The sequence below is a fragment of the Oleiphilus sp. HI0086 genome (assembly GCF_001635225.1).
The window spans coordinates 24,799-46,130 of record NZ_LWFZ01001313.1; the positions used below are offsets into that span (position 1 = coordinate 24,799).

At 44.2% G+C, this 21,332-nt stretch carries 21 protein-coding genes and 1 pseudogene; 7 read left to right on the forward strand and 15 right to left on the reverse strand.

The genetic code is table 11. The features are described from left to right. Together A3756_RS22590 and A3756_RS22595 are read right to left on the reverse strand one after the other, a co-directional pair. A complete protein-coding gene (locus tag A3756_RS22590; RefSeq protein WP_068512937.1) occupies positions 1–1,044 on the reverse strand; it encodes a putative solute-binding protein in 1,044 nt (347 codons plus the stop codon). A 223-nt stretch (positions 1,045–1,267) separates the two neighbouring features. Then, positions 1,268–1,657 carry a ribonucleotide reductase subunit alpha gene (locus A3756_RS22595; protein WP_068512934.1) on the reverse strand — a complete coding sequence of 130 codons (390 nt, stop codon included), beginning with the start codon at positions 1,655–1,657 and terminating at the stop codon, positions 1,268–1,270. 220 nt (positions 1,658–1,877) lie between these two features. On the opposite strand from A3756_RS22595, the gene A3756_RS22600 reads away from it, so the two are divergent. The 4 genes from A3756_RS22600 to A3756_RS22610 all read left to right on the forward strand — a co-directional run bounded on the left by A3756_RS22600 (position 1,878) and on the right by A3756_RS22610 (position 7,415). After that, positions 1,878–4,037, forward strand: coding sequence for an acetyl-CoA hydrolase/transferase C-terminal domain-containing protein (locus A3756_RS22600; protein WP_068554729.1), 2,160 nt, complete (start codon positions 1,878–1,880; stop codon positions 4,035–4,037). Positions 4,038–4,194: 157 nt separating this feature from the next. Further along, positions 4,195–5,517, forward strand: coding sequence for an alginate export family protein (locus tag A3756_RS22605; protein WP_068512929.1), 1,323 nt, complete (start codon positions 4,195–4,197; stop codon positions 5,515–5,517). A gap of 170 nt (positions 5,518–5,687) precedes the next feature. Then, positions 5,688–5,804: a cytochrome c oxidase subunit CcoM gene (ccoM, locus tag A3756_RS29080; protein ID WP_304438928.1), complete on the forward strand. Its 117-nt coding sequence runs from the start codon at positions 5,688–5,690 to the stop codon at positions 5,802–5,804. A 174-nt stretch (positions 5,805–5,978) separates the two neighbouring features. After that, positions 5,979–7,415 (forward strand): HDOD domain-containing protein, encoded by a 1,437-nt coding sequence (locus A3756_RS22610; RefSeq protein WP_068554731.1) that lies wholly within the window; start codon positions 5,979–5,981, stop codon positions 7,413–7,415. Here A3756_RS22610 and tsaA read toward each other — a convergent pair. The 7 genes from tsaA to pilB all read right to left on the reverse strand — a co-directional run bounded on the left by tsaA (position 7,412) and on the right by pilB (position 13,437). Further along, entirely contained in the window at positions 7,412–8,158 is a 747-nt protein-coding gene (tsaA, locus tag A3756_RS22615; protein WP_068510987.1) for a tRNA (N6-threonylcarbamoyladenosine(37)-N6)-methyltransferase TrmO, read from the reverse strand. The genes A3756_RS22610 and tsaA overlap by 4 nt on opposite strands. Positions 8,159–8,172: 14 nt before the next feature. Beyond that, positions 8,173–8,616 carry an HIT family protein gene (locus A3756_RS22620; protein WP_068512922.1) on the reverse strand — a complete coding sequence of 148 codons (444 nt, stop codon included), beginning with the start codon at positions 8,614–8,616 and terminating at the stop codon, positions 8,173–8,175. 23 nt (positions 8,617–8,639) lie between these two features. Beyond that, a complete protein-coding gene (gene yacG, locus A3756_RS22625) occupies positions 8,640–8,873 on the reverse strand; it encodes a DNA gyrase inhibitor YacG (RefSeq protein WP_068512918.1) in 234 nt (77 codons plus the stop codon). Next, positions 8,866–9,489, reverse strand: a complete 624-nt coding sequence (gene coaE, locus A3756_RS22630; RefSeq protein WP_082865443.1) for a dephospho-CoA kinase — start codon at positions 9,487–9,489, stop codon at positions 8,866–8,868. Before coaE ends, yacG begins: the two co-directional genes overlap by 8 nt. A gap of 21 nt (positions 9,490–9,510) precedes the next feature. Continuing rightward, positions 9,511–10,380, reverse strand: a complete 870-nt coding sequence (locus tag A3756_RS22635) for an A24 family peptidase (protein ID WP_068512915.1) — start codon at positions 10,378–10,380, stop codon at positions 9,511–9,513. 132 nt (positions 10,381–10,512) lie between these two features. Continuing rightward, positions 10,513–11,727 (reverse strand): type II secretion system F family protein, encoded by a 1,215-nt coding sequence (locus A3756_RS22640; protein ID WP_068554733.1) that lies wholly within the window; start codon positions 11,725–11,727, stop codon positions 10,513–10,515. Positions 11,728–11,730: 3 nt separating this feature from the next. Continuing rightward, complete coding sequence (gene pilB / locus A3756_RS22645) at positions 11,731–13,437, reverse strand: type IV-A pilus assembly ATPase PilB (RefSeq protein WP_068512909.1); 1,707 nt, start codon at positions 13,435–13,437, stop codon at positions 11,731–11,733. Between the two features lie 511 nt (positions 13,438–13,948). Here pilB and A3756_RS28860 point away from each other — a divergent pair. Further along, a complete protein-coding gene (locus A3756_RS28860; RefSeq protein WP_304438929.1) occupies positions 13,949–14,431 on the forward strand; it encodes a pilin in 483 nt (160 codons plus the stop codon). 107 nt (positions 14,432–14,538) lie between these two features. Here A3756_RS28860 and A3756_RS22655 read toward each other — a convergent pair whose 3' ends face one another. Beyond that, the gene (locus A3756_RS22655; protein WP_068512906.1) at positions 14,539–14,877 is read right to left on the reverse strand and encodes a helix-hairpin-helix domain-containing protein; all 339 of its coding nucleotides are present in this window, start codon (positions 14,875–14,877) and stop codon (positions 14,539–14,541) included. Positions 14,878–15,077: 200 nt separating this feature from the next. On the opposite strand from A3756_RS22655, the gene A3756_RS22660 reads away from it, so the two are divergent. Next, the gene (locus A3756_RS22660) at positions 15,078–17,120 is read left to right on the forward strand and encodes a nucleoside-diphosphate sugar epimerase/dehydratase (protein WP_068512903.1); all 2,043 of its coding nucleotides are present in this window, start codon (positions 15,078–15,080) and stop codon (positions 17,118–17,120) included. Between the two features lie 79 nt (positions 17,121–17,199). Here the strand turns inward: A3756_RS22660 and A3756_RS22665 are convergent, their stop codons facing one another. Further along, positions 17,200–17,439: a SlyX family protein gene (locus A3756_RS22665; RefSeq protein WP_068512900.1), complete on the reverse strand. Its 240-nt coding sequence runs from the start codon at positions 17,437–17,439 to the stop codon at positions 17,200–17,202. Between the two features lie 310 nt (positions 17,440–17,749). Here A3756_RS22665 and A3756_RS29085 point away from each other — a divergent pair, with 310 nt between their 5' ends. Next, complete coding sequence (locus A3756_RS29085; RefSeq protein WP_068512899.1) at positions 17,750–18,247, forward strand: cold-shock protein; 498 nt, start codon at positions 17,750–17,752, stop codon at positions 18,245–18,247. A gap of 32 nt (positions 18,248–18,279) precedes the next feature. Here A3756_RS29085 and A3756_RS22675 read toward each other — a convergent pair whose 3' ends face one another. The 4 genes and pseudogenes from A3756_RS22675 to A3756_RS22695 form a co-directional block, all read right to left on the reverse strand. Next, on the reverse strand, positions 18,280–18,672 hold the full coding sequence (locus A3756_RS22675; RefSeq protein WP_068554605.1) for a hypothetical protein: 393 nt from the start codon (positions 18,670–18,672) through the stop codon (positions 18,280–18,282). Between the two features lie 287 nt (positions 18,673–18,959). Continuing rightward, positions 18,960–19,817: a putative RNA methyltransferase gene (locus A3756_RS22685; RefSeq protein WP_068554735.1), complete on the reverse strand. Its 858-nt coding sequence runs from the start codon at positions 19,815–19,817 to the stop codon at positions 18,960–18,962. 18 nt (positions 19,818–19,835) lie between these two features. Continuing rightward, entirely contained in the window at positions 19,836–20,975 is a 1,140-nt protein-coding gene (gene dapE, locus A3756_RS22690; RefSeq protein WP_068554741.1) for a succinyl-diaminopimelate desuccinylase, read from the reverse strand. Positions 20,976–21,110: 135 nt separating this feature from the next. Then, positions 21,111–21,332, reverse strand: a pseudogene (locus tag A3756_RS22695) (2,3,4,5-tetrahydropyridine-2,6-dicarboxylate N-succinyltransferase); the annotation flags it as partial.

Consider the following 21,332-nt stretch of genomic DNA (forward strand, 5'->3'; position numbering starts at 1 on the left):
CTATTCGCGGTTGCTTGCTGAGCATTCAGCCGCTTGAGGGTCGAGTTTGCAGCGGACCTTCCTCATTAGTTTAAGCGTCTTTTGGTCGTAGATACCGCGACGACCTAACTCCAAACGGCTCTCTCTAAAATCTTCCACCCAGTAATCGTATAGATGTTCGGGGATATCTATCCAATAGTGTTCGGGGATAGTTGCTTCTGGGTCCGTAAGGAACTTAACAAACTTTGAGTATTCCTCAACCGCTTTTAGCCGAGCCTTCTGAATAAAGCCTTCGGGGAACTTTTCCCAACGTGCGATAACCTGCATGGTGATATACAGGAAAGGGTCTTTATAGATGCCACCGTCAGGTTCTAAGCCTTTATGCATTTCGAAGGGCTCGTAAACAATTGCCGGCGCTGCAGTCAGGTCAACCGTACCGTTGTTAAACTTGAGGATTGAGTTAAAAATGGTTGAATTAACGGGTGTAATACCGTGCTTTTGTGACAGGTATTCAGATTCGGGAACATCATCGAGAACGGCCATGCGTTTGCCAGCAAAGTCTTTGGGAAGCAAAATGCTACGGTCGCGCGTAAACATAAATATTGCACCAGCAGGGCCAATGCCGAGCACTTCAAATTCTCCTATGCGCATTAGGTGAGCCGCCTTAGGAGAGCTTAGGCTTTTGATAATAATGCCAAGATGCTTGTAACTTGGGATTGCGCCAATTGCGCCTAAACTGCCAGTAAAAGAGTTAAACTCACGCGCTCTGAAGCCAAGCATATTCACCGCATCGCAACGTCCAAGTTTGAACTCATCAATCGCTATGCGTTCGTCGCTGAAGACTTCGAAAGTAAGGTCAACGCCCCACTTATAAGCTTGAATGGTCGCTTCTTTCATAATTTGTCCGACCGGCCCCGCTTTACCTATTGGGTCCCAGACACACATGAAGATAGGAACAAGATCTACTTTTTCCTTACCTGGCGGGCTATAAGGTTCGCTTGCCTGAACAGCAAGGGTAAAAAGTATGCTTACAACGAAAACGTTTAGTCGAGTGATCACATCCATGAATACAGGCTTCTATATGAGTTTGTTTTTGTTTGATTTATCTATCTTATCGGGCCGCTTCTTATCTGTCATCATAAATAACATGAACAGTTTCTTATTATGAGACAAGCAATAGGGCGATCTTAGAATTAGGGTACGCTAATTGGTGTATGGGGAGCTAAAGGTCGAAGTACTCGCTAGAGCGCTTTGGCTTTAGCGAGTGGCTCTGTTGGTGACGAAAGCACTAAGCTGGCTGAATGAGTACCGGGTTTTCTTTACGGTCAAATATCACGTATTGAGACAAGTCCTGCCCCGAATCCAGGTTGTTGGCCATTTGGTTTAAGTAAGGTTCTGCATCATCAGGGCTCGGCGCTTCGCCGTCTTGTCCTGCCAAACCAGCAACAAACATGAAGTCCCACTCATCTGAAATAGAGTCTGCTTCTTCTGACAAGGCAGCAAATGACTCAATTTCTTCTGGTAGCTTGTCCACGCACATTACAGGCGATAATGAGCCTTCCTGTTCACCTTTTTTTTTGCCTGCTTCACCTTCGGCTTTGGCGAATAAAAAAAGTAAGCGTTGAGGTTGGTCTTGCTCTTGGGCGGCTGTGAGAAGCTCACTAAAGGTAGAAATCATTGTGTGGTCCTTATGTTAATGTGGCGTCATCATAACCACTCTCGCCAAGAGAATAAATGATTAGCGTCAATTGCTTTTGAAGCGTAAGGCAGAGCTTTTGTCGGAGCCCTTGATAATTTTTTGTGAGTGTTTGACTTATGTCATGATTAGCGCGCTCAAGTGTTGTTACTGTAGACGAATTCGTACTGGATATAAAAAACAAGAAAGGTTTGGAGAACTCATGGAATTATTTAGTGAAGTTGAACGCTGTGTCGAGCGGACGATAGAGACGGTTGGTAAAAATATTGTTTTGGGTTTACCTCTAGGTTTGGGAAAACCAAATCAGTTGGCGAATGCTTTTTACAGAAAGGCGCAGCAGGATCCGAGTATTAATCTGCGGATCATTACAGCTTTATCGCTAGAAAAGCCAAGACCAAAAAGTGAAATGGAAGCCAAGTTTCTAGTGCCATTTGTCGAGCGCTTATTTGGTGATTACGAAGAGTTAGAGTATGCCAAGGCAGTCAGGACTAACACCTTGCCGCCGAATGTCGAAGTCTCGGAGTTTTACTTTAAAGCGGGTGCTATGAAGAGCGTTGCCAGTGCGCAGCGAAACTATGTATCGAGTAACTATACCTTTGTATCGCGCGACTTAATGATTAATGGCGTCAATGTGCTGGCACAAATTGTCGCTAAAAAAGAAATAGATGGCCGACCACAGTTGAGCTTAAGCTGTAATACCGATGTTACCCTGGATATTATGCCTCTGATTGAAGAAGAGAGGGCGAAGGGGAAAAAGATCGTCACTATTGCTCAGGTTCATGACGATTTACCGTTTATGTATAACCGTGCAATGGTCGAGAATGATTATTTTGACTTCCAGGTTCATAGTCCTGCCTATCAGACTCGTTTGTTTGCGCCACCAAATATGTCGGTTCCTAACCCTGACTATATGGCAGGCTTATATGCCAGTACTCTAATTAAAGATGGCGGTACATTGCAGATTGGTATCGGTTCATTAGGTGATGCCATCGTTTATGCATGCAAATTGCGCCAGACCGATAACGACGTCTATAAACATGTCGTCGACTCTCTGAATATCGATAAAAAACTTATCTCCGAATATGGTGGCGTGGATGCCTTCGATAAAGGCTTGTATGGTTCCAGTGAAATGTTTGTTAACGGCTTCATGCACCTAATCAAGAGCGGAATTGTAAAGCGTAAGGTCTATGATGATCTTGATTTACAGCGCTTGATTAATGAGGGGAAAATTGGTGAAACAGTTTCACCATCTACACTTGAGTGCTTGTTAAATGAGTCGATTATTTCTCATCAGCTGACTCATTCTGACTTTATTTATCTGCAGCGCTGGGGCATTTTTTCTGATGCCGTACAGTGGGCTGAGGATGGTCTTAAAATAGGCGAAACGACACTTTCGGTTAACTTGTTAGAGCAAGCCAACTTTGCCTCCGTGTGTGAACTATGCCTGGGTGATAACCTCAAGGGTGGTATCTATATGCATGGTGGCTTCTATCTAGGGCCTCAAGACTTTTATCAAGCTTTGCGCGACATGAGTCGAGAGGAAAATGAAAAGATCTGTATGTCGAGTGTCGGTCATATCAACCAGCTTGACTACAATCATCCGCTCCTATCTGCGCAGCGCAAGCACGCTCGTTTTATAAACACCGGCATGATGGTGACGCTAAGTGGTGCGGTTGTATCAGATGGCCTTGAAAATGGCACGGTTGTGAGTGGTGTAGGTGGCCAATATAACTTCGTATCGATGGCTCATGCATTGCCTGATGCGAGATCAATATTGTGCGTTAGAAGTACACGCGGTAGTGGTAAAGACCTGCAGTCAAACATTACACCACACTATGGCCATATCACGATTCCAAGGCACCTTAGAGACATCATTGTGACGGAATACGGTATTGCCGACTTGCGCGGCAAGACCGACGAGCAAATCGCGATTGAGTTGATTAAGGTTGCTGATTCTCGCTTCCAGCAAGAATTACTAGAAGATATGAAGTCGAAAGGTAAGGTTCGCGAGAGCTTTACATTACCAGCAGAATACAAAGAAAACTATCCTGAGAAGTTAGCTGGGATTCTTAAGTCTGCTCGTGAGAAAGGTTTATTCCCACCGTTTCCGCTTGGCTCTGATTTTACCGATGAGGAAATTGCACTCGGTAAGAGCTTGAAGGATTTGAAGGCCTTAATGGCGCACCCACGACAAATGATCAAAGCGGTTATTCGTTCCTTTGTTCATAAAGTTGATGCAGACGAAGCGCGTCCTTTTCTTGAGCGTCTGAGCTTAGACCATCCAGATTCAACAAAAGATAAGATTCTTCAGCACTTAATTCTTCTGGAACTCGAAGAAAACGGTTATTTAAAACCAATGTAATTCGGTTATTTATATCAATTAAGCCTCCAATATTGGGGGCTTTTTATATGATGCTCAATTTCTTAAATATAAGGCTGCTGGATAGGCGTGACAATAATACTAAAAAGCTGTTAAATTCGTTTTAGCAATTATATTGATAACAATAAGAGAGCTTTATATGTCTTCGCAAAAAGTGTTAGGTAAGTACTGTCATTCGCTAGCTCGCGCTTTTCTTATTTGCACTGCTACATTTTCCTCTTCTTTATATGCCTACGAATATGTAGATGACCAGAAATTAGCCGATGCTAGCTCGATAGCAGATGCACTCTCTGAAGGTACTGCAGAGTTAGACTTTCGCCTTCGCTACGAAGATGCACGCCAATCAGAACCCTCTGAGCAAGGTGCTCAAGCGCTGACACTCCGCTCGCGCCTAAGCTATCAGACGCAGCGTTATATGCTTTTTTCGGGGTTTATCCAGTTTGATGATCTAGCGGCGATTCCAAATGATGAAAATTACAATTCGAGTACAAACGGGCAGCTCGATGATGTTTTAATCGGGGAACCGGATGAAACTCGAGTAAGTGAAGTTTGGCTTAATTATGACATTGCCAATACATCGTTCACTTTTGGTCGACAGGCTTTTGAGCTTGATGCTGGGCGTATGATTGGTAGCGATAGTTGGTATCAAAACGAACAAGTATTTACGGGCTTGAGTGTCACAAACCAAAGCCTGAACTATACAAAGTTTACCTATGTAAACTTTGATCGGGTCGAGCAGCCTTACGCGAAGTACTCGCAAGATACTGATGCCGACTTGAAAGCGCGATTGTTTAATCTGAGTTACAATGGCTTCTTGTTAAATGACTTATCGCTTTACCACTTAACTATTTCTGATCATAAGCGCGACAGACGCTGGGAAACGCAAACCTCTGGTATCTATTTTTCGGGTATGGTTGGCGGCAACAATGGCATCGCAGACTCATCAGGAAACCGCGAAGGGGAAGATTTCTCAATTTCCTACTTGTTTGAGTTTGCTACTCAGGGTGACAAGGGCCAGAACCCTATTAATTACAGAGCCAGCTATAGTCGAATGCAGCTTGTCGCGGGCTATCAGGGTGGAGGCTTTACAATCGCCCGTGAAAGACTTGGTGCCGATGGCAGTGCTAGCTTTGTCACTCCTTTAGCTAGTATGCATGAATACCAGGGTTATACCGGCCAAGCTGTGGATCAAGCCTTGGGGAATGTTACAGGTGGAATTATCGATACAGTATTTGGTGTTTCATACCGCTGCTCAGATGATTTTTCTATCGGGCTAGCTCATCATGACTATGAATTTGATAAGGCTCCTGGCGCTGAATCATCAATCGGCACAGAGCTGCAAGCTGAGGTAAAGCTCAAGTTTCATGAGCTTAGTTTTACAGCTAAATATGCTGACTATAATGCAGATGCCTTGGGCGAAGATACTCGTCGCATATGGTTGCAAACTGGCTTGTCTTTCTAAGCCTTTGTTTATCATTGCTCAAAGAAATAAAACCCAACAGACAAAAGCTGCTGCTTAGTTCGGGGAACTTTGGCTTAGCTGAGGGATAGTTGCCAAGCGATTGATGTGTGTCATGTGCTGAATCACTAGAGCATGATAAATTTTCTTTATTAACTAGAGGAGATTTTATTATGTATATAGATGAGACCATCATTGCGGGTTTATTGGTTGTTGCGGGTACTGTTGTGTTTCTAGGTGGCTTTGGCTATTTTGCTTATAAAGACGCTCAGAAATCTAAAAAAAGTTAGTTCGCTTTACTTGAAAAAACCAGGTCATAATTCTCTTGATCTGGTTTGTGTTTCCCCGCTCTTATTCAAGAGCTTCGTCATAGACGCTTTTTCAAATACCCTCTCACTTCCAAACACTACTCTTTTCTGAATCCCTTGCTAGACTGAGTATTAAACTCAAATTAGGAATATTGAATGAAAGGTTTACATGGTTGGATGCGTACCCTCGAGAAAAGCGAGGCGGCTGTTCTCTCAACCTTAATTAAGGAGCTAGACCAAGTCACGGCTTCTGATGAGTCTTCTGGGGCCCAATTGGCAGAAGTTATTCTTAAGGATGTAAGCCTGACTGCCAATATCATACGTGTTGCTAACGCAGTAACTTTCAACCCTAGTAATATTGCAGTGACAACGGTCAGTCGTGCGGTTATCAATATTGGTTTCAAGAATATTCGCTCAATTTGTTTGTCGATCAAAGTACTCGAAGCAGTACTGAAAGATTCCCCATCTCCCTTATTAGTCGCAATGCTTGCCCGCTCGCTTCATGGCGCAAACCAAGCAAAAGCGCTCTGTGAAAAGCTGAATAATACGGAGCAGGAAGAGGTATTTGTCGCCTCTTTGTTGAGCCATTTGGCTGAGCTGTTGGTCTTGGGGTGCCACGAATCTGAGGTACGCTTGCTTAAGCGTGAGATTGAACCTAGCTCTTCAATTGAAGAAAAAAATCGCTGTGCTGAGAAGTTCCTGGGCGTTAGCTTAACTCGTTTAGCAAAAACACTGACCAAACAGTGGCGAATTGAAGGCCTGATTAACGATGTTCTAGCGGGCTCAGGAGAAGAGGACCCGCGTGTTCAAGCGGTTATATTAGGAGATGAGATAAGTCGTGTTGCTTTACTCGGCTGGGATTCAGCAGAGTTTAAGGAGGTTGCGCAGCGCGTCGCAGAATTTAAAAATATCGGTGAAGCAGAAGCAATGTTCGCACTCAAGAAAACAGCAGATGAAACGGCAGAGACTGTTGCTTCCTTCGGCAAGAAAGTATTGGTTGAGCATATTCCAACCAGCACTCGAGCAGCAAAGGAATTAGAGAAAAAATACGACAATGAAACTGAAGGCTTACAGCCAAATACTGCAATAGAGCTTGAAGCACTGGAGCGTTTGGATAAGCTGTTAGCGGGTGATTTTAATATCAATGAGGTGTTTAAGCTTTGCTTGCAAGGGCTTCATAAAGGCATCGGCCTTGAGCGCGTCGCCTTGGCAATATTTGATAAAGAGCACCAGAGGGTAGTCGTTAAATATGCTTCAGGGCAGAGCACGGAGAAGTGGCGAGAGAAGTTTGTTGTTCGATATGAAAGAAGCCGTTCGGGTTTCTTGTTTAACCTGTTTGAACGTGATCAGGCTGCCTGGATAGGTAACTCGGACTACCAGCACATAACGCAATTTATATCGCCCGAATACCTAGGTATTACAGGTCAGAAAAGGTTTTTTATATCGCCTTTAGCCACTGGCCGTAAACGAATCGGGTTTATCTATGCGGATATGGGGCAGACTTCGAGAGAGCTCAATACAAGTTATTTTGAAGGCTTTCATCGGTTTTTAGATAAGTCTAAAGAAGCGCTAACAATTCTTGCAGCACGCTAACTCAATTGCTTCTCGATGTCGCTTATTGTCGCAAAACCATCTTCTACCGAGAAGCTAATATCCAAATCGTATAGTCTAAGCTTATAAAGCTTCTCATCTTCTTGATCTTGTTTGTATGCAGGCCGCGGATCATATGAAATAACTTCGACTATTAATGCCAATAGGTCATCGGGGTACGAACTCGATAATTGCTGTGCTTTATCCTTAAAGGGTTTGTTTAAAACTACTTTTAGCCTTGGCTTTGGTGGTTCTTCTGCAAATCCGCAGCGCGAGTCCGAGGTAGCGTCCGCATAATCAATATAGGGTTTGATATCCAATATTGGTGTGCCATCCAGAATGTCCGGGCAAGCGATGATCAAGCTTGCTTGATTGTTTTGGATTCTAACTTCCCGTAGTTCAACCAAAGATTGCCCAAGTGAATTCGGTCGAAAGGGAGAACGACTCGCGAATACCCCAATTTTTTTATTACCACCTAAGCGCGGTGGCCGAATCATTGGTCGCCAAGGTTTATCAGCATTTAAGTGAAAGCTGAAACTTAGCCAAATATGAGAAAACGCTTCAAGCCCGTGAAATGCATCGGGGTCGTTATAAGGGGGATAAAGTTCTATTTCAGCGTAAGCTGAAGTAATTAAGTTAGCTTGCCGGGGAATACCAAACTTTTCAGTAAAAGGTGAATGCAATACTCCTATCGCTTGAAGAGAGTTTGAGCTTTCTTCTCTCGGGTTGATAGTAGGTGCAGGCATTATCAGCTAGAGGCTTATTTATAAAATTGTTTAATCTGAAGCGCGTGCTCATCCAGTATTGTTCGCGGTGTTTTGAAACCGAATAGGCCACTAATATGAAGAAATACTTTTGGAATTGCGCGCAGCCAGTCGCCAGACTCACGGGGAATAAGGTGGAGGTGAAGATGTGGTACAGTCTGATTAGCCGCTTTGCCATCGTTTACCAAGAGGTTAGTGCCGTGAATGCCTAAACCTGCTTTTTTCTGTGCTTCGACAATTTTGTTACCGATATTAAATAGCTGGGCTCGCGTTTTGGCATTGAGTTCATCCAAACGCTCATAATGCCGTTTTGGAATGACCAGGCAGTGTCCTTTAGTAAGAGGGTAGGCATCCATTAGAGCTAGAAAATGCTCATCCTCGTAAACAATACTGGCTTCTTCATTCCCAGATATAATTTGGCAAAATATACAGTCCTTCATTTTTTGCTCCGTCCATGAACGTGTTAGTGGAAGTTCTGAGAGTTGCCACTGTTTGAGATTTGTTCGCTTTGAACTCCGCTCCATTCTTCGGCATTTTCGACAGGGATGGTGTAGGACTCATCAGCCCATGCCCCTAAATCTATTTTCTGGCAGCGATCACTGCAAAAGGGGCGAAAAGGTGAGTCATCACTCCAGGCCACATCTTTTTTACAAGTAGGGCAGTTTACCTTTAGCTCATTACTTTTTGACTTACTCACTTGCTAGCTCCAAATAGGCTTGGTGTTGTCGAAGAACATTTTGTTTTAAGCTCGCTAAATCACGGTCATTACTGATCACATCATTTGCGCGCTCTAATTTATAATCTCTTGGGAGCTGCATATCAATAATTTTCTGAATTTGTTCAGTAGAATTTTGGTCTCTTTCACTTGCACGTTGTAATTGGAGTTCAACAGGAACATCGATAAGTAATATTCGTGATACCAGTTCAGCTTGATCGGTCTCGAAAAGCAAAGGGGATACGAGGATTACATAAGGGCTGTCTGCACTGTTTAACTGCCTTTTGATTTCGCTTCGAATTATCGGGTGCAGTAAGCTTTCGAGCCATTGTTTTTGATCTTTCGATGAAAATATAATTTGGCGCAAGGCTGCTCTATCAAGCTCACCAGTATTGGTAAGTATATCGGTACCGAAGTGAGTAGCAATTTTGGAGAGTGCGGCAGTGCCAGGTTCAACAACTTCACGGGCGACAATATCGGCGTCAACAATACAGATACCCAATGCCTGGAATTCGTCTGACGCTGCAGTTTTTCCGCTGCCGATACCACCGGTTAAGCCAATAATAAGCTTCTGCTGTGCTTTGGAATTAGTATTCACTATGATGCTCACTATTCAGCGCTATGCTTGAAGGCTACCGAGCCAAAAGCGAACTAGCTCATCACCAAAAATCATATAGATCCAGCCAGCAATGGCTAGATAAGGCCCGAAAGGGATCGGGATATTTTTATCCCGGCCCTTAATGATAATAAGGGAAATGCCAATCACCGCGCCTACAACAGAAGAAAGCAAAATAATAATCGGCAGGGATTGCCAGCCAAACCAGGCTCCTAAGGCTGCCAGAAGTTTAAAGTCACCATAACCCATGCCTTCCTTACCTGTTAGCAGCTTAAAGGCGTGGAATACTAGCCATAAGCTTAAGTAGCCGAATATGGCGCCCCATAGTGCGCTTGATAAGGGCACAAACGTTTCGTAGTAGTTGAGAATCAAACCACCCCACATTAGTGGTAGCGTCATGTTATCTGGCAGAAGTTGTGTGTCGGCATCGATCATCGTTAGTGCCACAAGTACCCAGGTCAGGATAAGTGCTGCAAGACCAGCATAACTTGCACCATAGATGGAAATAGCGGCAAGTGAAAGTAAAGCTGTGACAAGTTCAACTAAAGGGTAGCGGATCGAGATTTTGTTTTTGCACTGACTACAGCGCCCCTGCAAGAAGATATAGCTGATTACAGGGATATTTTCCCAAGGCTTAATCGCATGCTGACACTTTGGGCAGCTCGAGTTGGGGGTCGATAGGGTGATTTTTTCCTGTTTTGGTTCAGGCTGGTCTAAAAATGCAGCGCACTGAAGTGCCCAATCTTGCTCAAGCATTTTAGGGAGCCTAAAAATGACAACATTCAAGAAGCTGCCGACTAATAAACCGAAAATAAGTGTTGAAGCGTATAGGAACGCAGGGTTGTCATTCAGGTGTTGGAAAAGTGCGAGCATGAAATTGTTCCGTTGCGGCGTTTATCGTTATTTATTGTCAGCTTGAAGTTGCGAATGAGGGGAATCATAGCCTAAGTCGGGCTTAAGTAGTAGATAAGGCGGGCACGAGAAAGGTGCCCGCACGGATATCTCTTATACAACCTGTCCCATCTGGAAGATTGGTAAGTACATGGCGATGATCAATCCACCAATCAGTACACCTAAAACGGACATAATAATCGGCTCCATTAGTGCCGTCATATTATCAACCAGGTCATCTACCTCATCTTCGAAGTGCGTCGCGACTTTGTCTAGCATCGTATCAAGTGCACCAGACTCCTCACCGATCGAAACCATTTGTACTGCCATGGAGGGGAACACACCGGTAGAACGCATAGAATATTGAAGTTGTGTACCCGAGGCTACATCGTCTCGCACCTTAAAAACGGCGTTACGATAAACAATATTACCTGTTGCGCCGGCAACTGAGTCGAGAGCGTCTACAAGAGGTACACCTGCTGAGAAAGTGGTAGACAATACGCGTGCAAAGCGTGCAATGGATGATTTCTCAATAATCCGACCTACGATAGGAATCTTGAGTTTTGCCTTATCGCTTGCATCACGGAAAGCCTCGGAACGTTGACTTGCTTGTTTAAATGCGAAGACTAGTCCCGCAATGGTTAATATAAGTATAAACCAGTACTCCTGCATCCATTCAGAGAGTCCAACAACAAACTGAGTAAAAGCAGGAAGTTCGGCGCCAAAGCCCTTAAACATTTCATCAAATGTTGGTACAACTTTTACCAAGAGAATAGTGGTAACGATAAAAGAGACAACCAGTACCGAAATGGGGTAGCTCATTGCTTTTTTAACTTTCTTCTTTAGTGCCTCTGTTTTTTCCATGTAAGTCGCAACACGGTCTAACATGGTTTCGAGTGCACCCGACTTCTCACCAGAGTCAACTAGGTTGCAAAATAAATCATCGAAATGTTGAGGGTGTTTACGAAGCGCGCCGGCAAAATTGTTACCTGCAGCGACTTCATTTTTAATATCAATAACCAGTGTTTGCAGGCTTGGATTCTCAAGGCCGTCTGCAACAATATCAAAGGCTTGAATAAGCGGTACGCCCGCTTTCATCATGGTAGCAAGCTGGCGCGTAAAAATAGCGACATCGAAGGGGGTTATTTTTTTCCCTTTCGCACGAGTGGCAGCCGCTTTTTTTACTTTGACGGGTTTTATGCCTTGCTTACGAAGCTGTGCTTTGACCAAGGCCGAGTTTGCCGCGGCCATAACGCCTGTGGTTTTATTGCCTTTCCGGTCAGTACCTTCCCAGGAAAAGGACAGTGTCTTATCTGTGGTGCTTGCCATGTGTTAGTCCTTGGTTACACGTTCGACTTCTTCAAGGCTGGTGACGCCTTCAATAGCCTTTAAAAGTGCTGATTTTCTAAGGTTGTTAAAGCCTTCTTCATCTGCCTGCTTTGCGATTTCAAGTGAAGTGGCTTCGGACATAATAAGTTGAGCGATCTTAGGCGTGTTTTTAACGACTTCGTAAATGCCCACCCGGCCTTTATAGCCTTTATTACATTTATCACACCCTTTTGGTTTATAAAGTGTAAAACCTGTATCAATTTGTTCTTTTGTGAAGCCTTCCTTCTCTAGTGTTTCGGGAGGGATATCAGCAGGCTCTTTACAGGCGCTGCATAAGCGTCTTGCCAGTCGTTGTGCGATGATAAGACTGACAGATGTGGCGATGTTAAATGCCGGAACGCCCATATTGATCATACGAGTTAAGGTTTCTGGTGCACTATTGGTATGCAGGGTCGACATGACCATATGACCCGTCTGTGCTGCTTTGATCGCGATAGACGCAGTTTCCAGGTCTCGAATCTCACCCACCATGATGATGTCAGGGTCTTGACGTAAGAAAGACCTAAGCGCTTCAGGGAAGCCAAGCCCGACCTTCGGGTTAACGTTAACCTGGTTGATACCTTCCAGGTTGATCTCAACCGGGTCTTCCGCGGTAGAGATATTTCGTTCGTCAGTATTTAGTATATTCAAACCGGTATAGAGTGATACTGTTTTACCACTCCCCGTAGGGCCGGTTACTAGGATAAGCCCTTGCGGCTGGTGAAGCGCATCCATATAGAGCTCTTTCTGGACGTCTTCGTAACCCAATGCGTCAATCCCCATTTTCGCGCTGCTCGGGTCAAGAATACGCAATACAATTTTTTCGCCCCACAACGTAGGTAGGGTATTCACCCGGAAATCAATCGCTTTGGTTTTTGATAGCTTTAGCTTAATACGTCCATCTTGAGGAATTCGCCGCTCAGAAATATCCAGCTGGGACATAACCTTTAAACGGGCTGATATCTTGGGGGCCAGTTTAATGGAGGGCTTTGAAACTTCGTGTAATATACCGTCTGTACGGTAGCGAACGCGGTAGCTTTTTTCATAAGGTTCGAAGTGTAAATCTGATGCGCCAGTTTTGATTGCGTCGAGTAGCATCTTGTTGACGTATTTAACAATCGGCGCATCATCCGCATCACTAGCCGACACTTCATTGTCTGAGTCATCGCTCTGATCAACATCGATGTCGTCAAGGTCTGCATCGTCCAGATCGCCCATCGTTGTATCCTGCGACTCAAGATACTTCTCGATGGCTGCATTAAGCTTGTCATCTTCAACGAGTATTGCGTCAACACTTGCGCCTGTATGAAACTTGATTTCATCAAGGGCAATAATATTGGTTGGGTCCGATACCGCAATAAAAAGCCGATTGCCACGCATAAATAAAGGCAGGGCATGGTGTTTTCTAATTAGCTTTTCATCAACCACCTTTTCGGGGAAGGATTCTTGCTGAAAGGCATTTAGGTCCAAAACAGGCATACCAAATTCTTGCGCAGCAGAAAATGCTAGGTCCTTGGCTTTAGCCGCTTTTGCTTGAACCAGATGGGAAACCAGTGATAAATTGTTCTGATGAGCGTGTAGCTGTGCTTTTCGGGCAGTTTCTTCATCGAGTAACTGATCCAAAACAAACTTTCTGGCCAAGCCAGTAAGTGTCGTGTTTTCTGCTGTCATGGGGCTTCTTTGCTTGAGTTAAATTCACCATTTAGATGCACAAACTAATGTTTGGACTAAATAACTGGCTTTAAACGGTTTAGCGCTTGCTGATAAACGCATACATATATAAGGAAGTGTAGTGGAAGTTTTCAGATTTAAAAGAAAGCTTCGCATAGTGTGAGTAACTGACAAATATTGTCACTTCCTGTCATCAAGAGTATGGTCCAATACTTGTGATAATACTTCAAGGTAATTCTATAAAAGAACTGTAATCTACTGACTAATAAGGGAAATAATATTAATATTTGTAATTGGCACGTTGCCTGCTATTGTTTAAGTGTCGGTACGCAGAGTGTGAAGACTGATTGCAAACGCTTAGAAGAGCAAGCAACTTTCCTGACGCGAAGCCATCCTTAAGGGTAGACTCAAGTTTACCTTTAAAGATGGGTTCCAGATTGAAGGTAGTAGTAAAGCAAACAGGCTACTAAAACAATCGAGCGGCCATTTATACTAAATCTGGAGATATATTATGAATATGAAAAAGAATCAGCAAGGTTTTACGCTAATTGAATTGATGATCGTTGTTGCGATTATTGGTATTTTGGCAGCGGTTGCCATTCCTGCTTATCAGGATTACACGATTCGAGCGAAAGTAACTGAAGGTATGGTTTCTGCGGCTGCGCTGAAAATTGGAGTAACAGATATGTTCGCTGATAGTGGTGTAGCTGGTATTGATTCGTATGCTGCTGTAGTTGCTGGGGACCAAGCGAACTTGAAGACTGGTTCAATTAAGGCAATCACTATTGATAAGTCTACAGACACAAATCCAGGAACAATCACTATTGATATGACTCTGATTCCTGCGATCTCTGGTGCAGGTAATCTTGCCTTCGTACCTTCGATTGGTACAAATCCTTTAGCGGATGCCAATGCAGCGGGAACAATTGTTTGGGCTTGTGATACTGCAGCAACAACAATTGCTGATAAATTCCTACCAGCGACTTGTAAGTAATCGCTACATAGGAACTAGCTAGCCTTTAAGGCTGCTAACGAGAAACCCCGGCTTAGTCCGGGGTTTTTTGTGTCTGAAAGGTTGATAAAAACATAAAGATTAATGTTTTACTCAAGACTAAGTAAGTGTTCATTCTTGCTTAATGTACTTTTGCCTATACCTTTTACTGCAACTAACTCTTCGAGGCGGGCAAACTCACCATAGCGCTCACGATAGTCAACAATGGCTTCAGCTTTTTTTAAACCTACGCCTTTCAATGCTTTGGCAATAGTTTGAGCATCTGCGCTATTGATGTTTATGGCCTTACTGGTTTGTATTGAACTATTTGGTTCATTGTCTGCATAGCTAATATTGCTGAAAGAAAGCAGCAAGCTAAACAAAAAAGGGATAAGCAGGCGGGGAGGGATGTTTGCGATGTTGTTAGAAAGAAAAGAGTTTGATTTCATAAGTTCGCTCCTTGCGTTAATAGAATCAAGTGCATGAACGGCTATTGAGCAATCCGTGTCAAAGCTTGTGTCATGCAAGTTCGATATTAACGGCTTCAGAGGCGATAGTGAATACTAATTNTATGATTATTCCTAATTAATTTAACTCACTGACACAATTAGCGACAATCACTATTGTATTCACTAAGGACTTGGTTAAAATGAAGTCAGGCGCTCGCAGAAGCGCTCAGAAACTGGAGAATGATAAGGATAAATCGGACGTGCTAAGTAAGTTGTTACACCTTCCCCGGTACCAGAAACGCCTGGTTACGGTTTTTGCAGACAGTCTTTGTCTACCTTTCGCCTTATGGATGGCCCTAAGTTTACGTTACGATGAACTTTATTTGCTTGAAAATAGCTCCGTATTGTTAGTCGCTTTTGTCACCGTTTTTACCAGTATTTTTGTTTTTGCGCGTCTCGGTTTATATCGGGCTGTTATTCGCTATATGAGTAATCATGCTTTACTGGCGATTATTTCTGGTGTTTCTATCTCTGCTATTATGTTGGCGGCTTTGGGCTTTTTATTTCAGGCGCCGATTCCTCGTTCCGTTCCCATTATTTACTGGTGTTTAGCGATGATCTTTGTCGGAGGGACGCGTATGTTAGCTCGCTCTCTGGTACACCGCGATATGATGAAATCCAAAGATCGGGTGATTATCTATGGTGCGGGTAAGTCTGGCTTGCAGCTAAGTTCGATACTTTTTCATGGCAAGCAGGTTCAGCCAATTGCTTTTATTGATGATGATATTAGTAAGCACGGTAGCATTCTTAACGGTATCCGCGTTTATTCACCCGAGAATATTTCTGAGGTGCTCAAGCGTTATGGTGCGCAGAGTATTTTGTTAGCCTTGGGCCATGCTTCCAGGGCTCGAAGAGCTGAAGTGATAAAGGGCTTGGAGCAGTACCCGCTTGCTGTGCAGACCATTCCACAAATTAATGATGTTGTCAGCGGTAAGGCGCGAATTGAAGAAATTCGTGATGTTGATATTGAAGACCTGCTTGGGCGTGATGAAGTCGCGGCCGATAGGGCCAGGCTTTCGGGTTGTATCTCAAATAAGGTGGTGATGGTCACTGGTGCGGGGGGGTCAATTGGCTCTGAGTTGTGTCGCCAAATCGTCAAGCTAAACCCGCGAAAGATTGTCCTGTTTGAATTGTCTGAATTTGCCCTTTATCAAATTGAGCAAGAGATTTCCAAGTATATTCAAAAACATACATTAAAGACTGAAGTGCATGCCATTATGGGCTCTGTGCAGAAACAGCATCGCATGGAAGTTATCATGAAGAGCTACGCTGTCGAAACGGTCTACCATGCCGCAGCTTACAAACATGTTCCTTTGGTAGAACACAATGTCATTGAAGGTGTTCGCAATAACGTCTTTGGCACTTGGTATTGTGCCGAAGCGGCGATTAAAGCAGGGGTAGATACCTTTGTGTTAGTTTCAACCGATAAGGCTGTTCGCCCGACTAATGTGATGGGCGCAACCAAGCGTTTATCGGAGCTTGTACTTCAAGGCTTAGCCCAGCGCCAGAACGATACACGTTTTTGCATGGTTCGCTTTGGCAATGTATTAGGTTCTTCGGGTTCTGTTGTACCGCTGTTTCGTAAGCAAATTAATGATGGTGGCCCGGTAACGGTAACGCACCCTGATATTACTCGCTATTTTATGACCATTCCTGAAGCAGCCTTGTTGGTACTTCAAGCAGGCTCAATGGGCGAGGGCGGTGATGTCTTTTTGCTTGATATGGGCGAGCAGGTTCGAATTGCCGATTTGGCAGGTAAGCTGATTCGCTTAATGGGCCTTGAGGTGAAGGATGATGATAATCCAAATGGTGATATCGAAATTCAGTATACCGGCTTACGACCAGGCGAGAAGTTATACGAAGAGTTGTTGATTGGCGACGACCCTTTACCAACCAGTCATTCTCGAATTATGAAAGGTCGTGAGATCTCATTACCTTGGGTTGAAGTAGAAGCCTTGCTTGAGAAGATTGATAAATACTCTCATCTATTTGATTGTTCTTCAGTGCGTGAGACGCTACTTAAAGCGCCTCTAGGGTATAACCCATCGAACGAGATTGATGACCTTGTTTGGAAGCAATCTCAGCATGAGTTGATACCCGAACATAATGCTTCAGCGAATGAAGAAGCACCCGTAAAGCCAAAAGTGGTTTCGATTTCAAAATCGCCCAAAAAACTGGCCTGATTTACTGCGCTGCCAAATGAGGGTGGCGTGAGCAGAGTTATCTCGCTTTTTAGCACTACTTTATATAGTGCTAATAGTGCTAATAGTGCGGCGGGGGCGGCTCCTGCTCAGTGCTTGCGCTGCCAGATTTAAGTTCCCCAAGCCCTTCTTTTAATAGTCGGTTCGCTACCCACAAATCTTGGATTTCCCTGTCCTGCTTAGTGATTACATCGTTGAGGGTGTTCAGTAAATCATCTTGAAACGATAGTTTAACTTCGAGCTCACTGATTCGTTCATTAAGTTTTTCGATAAGGGCTTCGGGTAATTCTGATTGGCTCATGTTTTTACTATCTTAAGTATGGAGAGAGGGCGCTATTGTAATACATATTACCCGGTGCTCAAGAATTTAGTGTGTTGACTGTAGAATCGAATAAGTTCTAAGCAAGATATTGTGTGAGCCAAAAATCTGTTATCATGCTCGGCTTGCGTTGAGTCTGGTCGTGTTTATACAGGTCAATGCAGCGTTACCTGTCGATTGCCAATACTTTTACAGGGTTGTTCACAGGTGGGGGATGCAGATATTTTTTCCTTAATGGTGTTTGCTGAACCAATTCCACTATTTTAAGAGTTTGTTTAACGAGAAAATTTACATGTCTACACAGAGTTTATCTAAAAAATTATTAGTAAGTGCGGTTGTTGCGCTGCCATTTCCTTACGTTATGTTGGTATTGGCTTCGTCTGCTTCAGTATTACCACAAGGCCTTACAGCCGAGAATTTCCTTTCAGGTGAAAATGGTAGCGGCTTTTACGCTTTGGTTTGGTTGATGTTTTTTGCTGCATCTGCCATTTCGCAAATTGCGGCACAGTCTTCGTCTTCTTCTGCTTCAAGTAACAATGCGCAAGAAGCATCTGAGTCTGATGACGACGATGATACACCTGAGGGTGTAGAGTCCGGTACCGTTAAATGGTTCAATGTGAATAAAGGTTTTGGTTTTATTACGACCGATGCGGGCGAAGATGTTTTTGTTCACTTCCGTTCAATTCGTGGTCGCGGTCGTCGCTCATTGCGTCAAGGCCAAGCAGTGCGCTTTGATTTGAGTGAGGGTGAGAAGGGTATGCAGGCAGACAACGTTTCGGTTGCCAAGTAAGCCTCTAGCTCTTTAGCTTCTACAGAAAAGGCTTATCCCCAGCGGATAAGCTTTTTTTCGTTTCGGGTGATGGCATTCCAATATTCACCTGCTTCATCTTCCCCTTCTTGCCAGCTATGTGCGGCACACCTGACCTCCAGGTCATACATCTCTAACAGGCTTAGTGCGCAGGCTTCATCATTGTCCCAAGGTGTTTCAGACGATTTGAACCAAACACTGCAATAAGACTTTCCTGCTGCACAGGGCGTAACGACGATAGGGATCTTATTCCCTTCGCGTGAAAGGGTGCCCGAGATACTTTTCTTTTCGGATAAGCTGCTTGCTTCAAGGTTGATATCGATGGTTGTAAAGTGAGTATTTAGCCAGGCGAGCAATTCACTGTTGTTTATGTTCTTTATGTATATTTCTATATCGGGCGTTATCATTTATTTGTCCAAGAAATTCTGGATTCTGCTTACGAGAAGGCGAATATAGCAGTAAAAGGCGATGATAGCGCTAGGCACGCTAAGAATAAGACCAATTAGCGCAAGTAATTCCTGCTTTTCAGATGCGGGCAAGAGAATATTAACGTATACAATTGTTCCGAGGCCTGCCAGGGTACAAATGGCACTGATCAGAAAGTATTTAAAATAATTCTGCTGATTATGTTTTTTAGACGACACGGTAGTGGCTTTTAAACTCTTATTAGTGATCAGTACTGATAGTGGCTGATTTACTTCTTCTGAAATATATCAAACTGTATGTCTAGCTGTAAGTCTAGAGTATCAAGGGACTCAAGTAGAGTTCTTTTTTCTGGTTTACAGCGCCAGTAATGCGGTGTCATTGAAAACAGGTTAGTGATGTCTTGTGAGCTAGGTAGGTGAATTGTTTGCTCAAAGTAATCAGTCTTCACATGCTGAAGGCTCGTAGGGAGGCTTTCAAACTCTGTTCGCGTTTCGGCTTTGAGTTCATCGTAGATAACACGGCGAAGCTCTATTAGATGTCTAGGGCCGGTATTTACAAGGATCACATGACCGCCGGGGCGAACTGTGCGAGATATTTCTTCCAGGTCAAAATGGAAAAACAGGCCGCTTACCAGATCTTGAGAATTGTCCGCCAAGGGGATATTCGCAGCGCTACCTACCCACCAGTTAATTGATTTGTCGCGCCGGCAGGCTGATTTAATTGCAGGTGTCGAGATATCAATACCGCTTGTGTATACCTCTTGAAAATAACTAAGCAACTTGGTGTGGAGCTTGTGAGTGTAATAGCCTTCGCCACATGCTAAGTCGCAATAGTGGAAGGCTTTTTCAGAATCTTTAGCTAGCGCGTCTTCAGCATGGTGAATAAATCGCTCGGCAAGATTAGCGTAGTAGCCTTGATCAAGGAAGTCACGACGAGCGGCGACCATTTCAGTCGTATCTCCCGGGTGCTTACTCCGCTTATTTTGGCTTAATAATAAGTTGTGGTAGCCCTGCTTGGCGCGATCAAACCTATGCTTGTTGCGACAGCATAGGCCTTTTTGATCGTCTGCAAGAACGAGCTGCTCCTTACAAACGGGGCAGAGTAAATAGGGGCTTAGAGTATCCATAGTATCTTAGCGCTTGGCTTATGTTAGCAGGTGCTCCAAGATCTGTTCGTAAATCACTGACAAGTCGTTCAGGTCGGTGATACTCACGTGTTCATCAACTTGGTGAATCGTTGCGTTGAGCGGCCCAAGTTCAAGCACTTGTGCGCCCGTTGGTGCGATAAAACGGCCGTCAGAGGTTCCGCCTGAGGTTGAAAGCTCTGTGTCGATACCTTTAACTGTTTTTATCGCTTTAACCGCTGCGTCGACGAGTGGGCCCGCTGCGGTTAGGAAGGGCTCTCCGCTTAATGTCCACTGGATATCGTAATCCAGCTTGTGTTGCTCAAGCACTTTGACGACACCTGCTTTAAGTTGCTCGGCGGTGACTTCAGTAGAAAATCGAAAGTTAAAAAGTGTCTCGACAGTACCGGGTATCACGTTCGTCGCACCGGTACCGGAATTGATATTGGTGATTTGGAATGATGTCGCGGGGAAGAATTCATTGCCACTGTCCCATTCAAGTTTGCATAGGTCGTCAAGGGCAGTCATTGCCAGGTGAATAGGGTTGTTCGCCAAGTGCGGGTAGGCAACATGTCCTTGTTTGCCTTTAATGGTAAGTTTTGCGTTTAAAGATCCGCGGCGGCCGTTCTTGATCACATCACCGAGCACCTTGGTACTGGATGGCTCACCAACCAGGCACCAATCAATTTTTTCATTACGCGCCTCCAAAGTTTCAACAACCTTAACGGTACCGTTTGTTGCTGGTCCTTCTTCATCGCTGGTAATTAAGTAAGCGATAGAGCCTTGATGGTCGGGATGTTTTTTAACAAAGCGCTCACAGGCGGTGATAAATGCAGCCAGGCTGCCCTTCATATCAGCAGCGCCACGACCATGTAGCATATCTCCCTGAATACGGGCCGAAAAGGGTGAGTATGTCCACTCTTGTTCTGGGCCGGTAGGGACAACATCGGTATGCCCCGCAAATGCGATTAAAGGCGCTTCCGTACCTTTACGAGCCCAAAGATTGGTCACATCTTCAAAGATCATTGTTTCGGCTTCAAAGCCTAGCGGAGCCAAATGACGCATCATAATATCCTGACACTCGCAGTCTTCTGGTGTAACAGAGGGCTGCTGTATAAGTGCTTGGGTCAGTTGGATCGTGTCAGTTGTGCTATCGCTCATAATTAGGCTCGTCGTTTCAATCGTTGTATATATGCAAAAAAGCGCATCCATAGATGTAAGCATTAAAAAGCTTTGATTATGAGTGCGCCTTTAAGGGCTGCCCTGTTAGGGCAGTGTTAGTTGCTTAGCCAGATACTAGTTATTGGCGTGAAGCTCTTCATTCAGTTCAATGGCAGTCTTATTAGTTAAGCATTCAACTCGACCATTTGCCGAGTTTCGGCGGAACAGTAGGTCAGCTTTATTTGCTAGATCACGTGCTTTAACCGTCTCAACGACCTGGTTTTCAGAGTCAAGCATAACTACTTTAGTGCCAGCAGTAATGTAGAGACCTGACTCAACAGTACAGCGATCACCTAA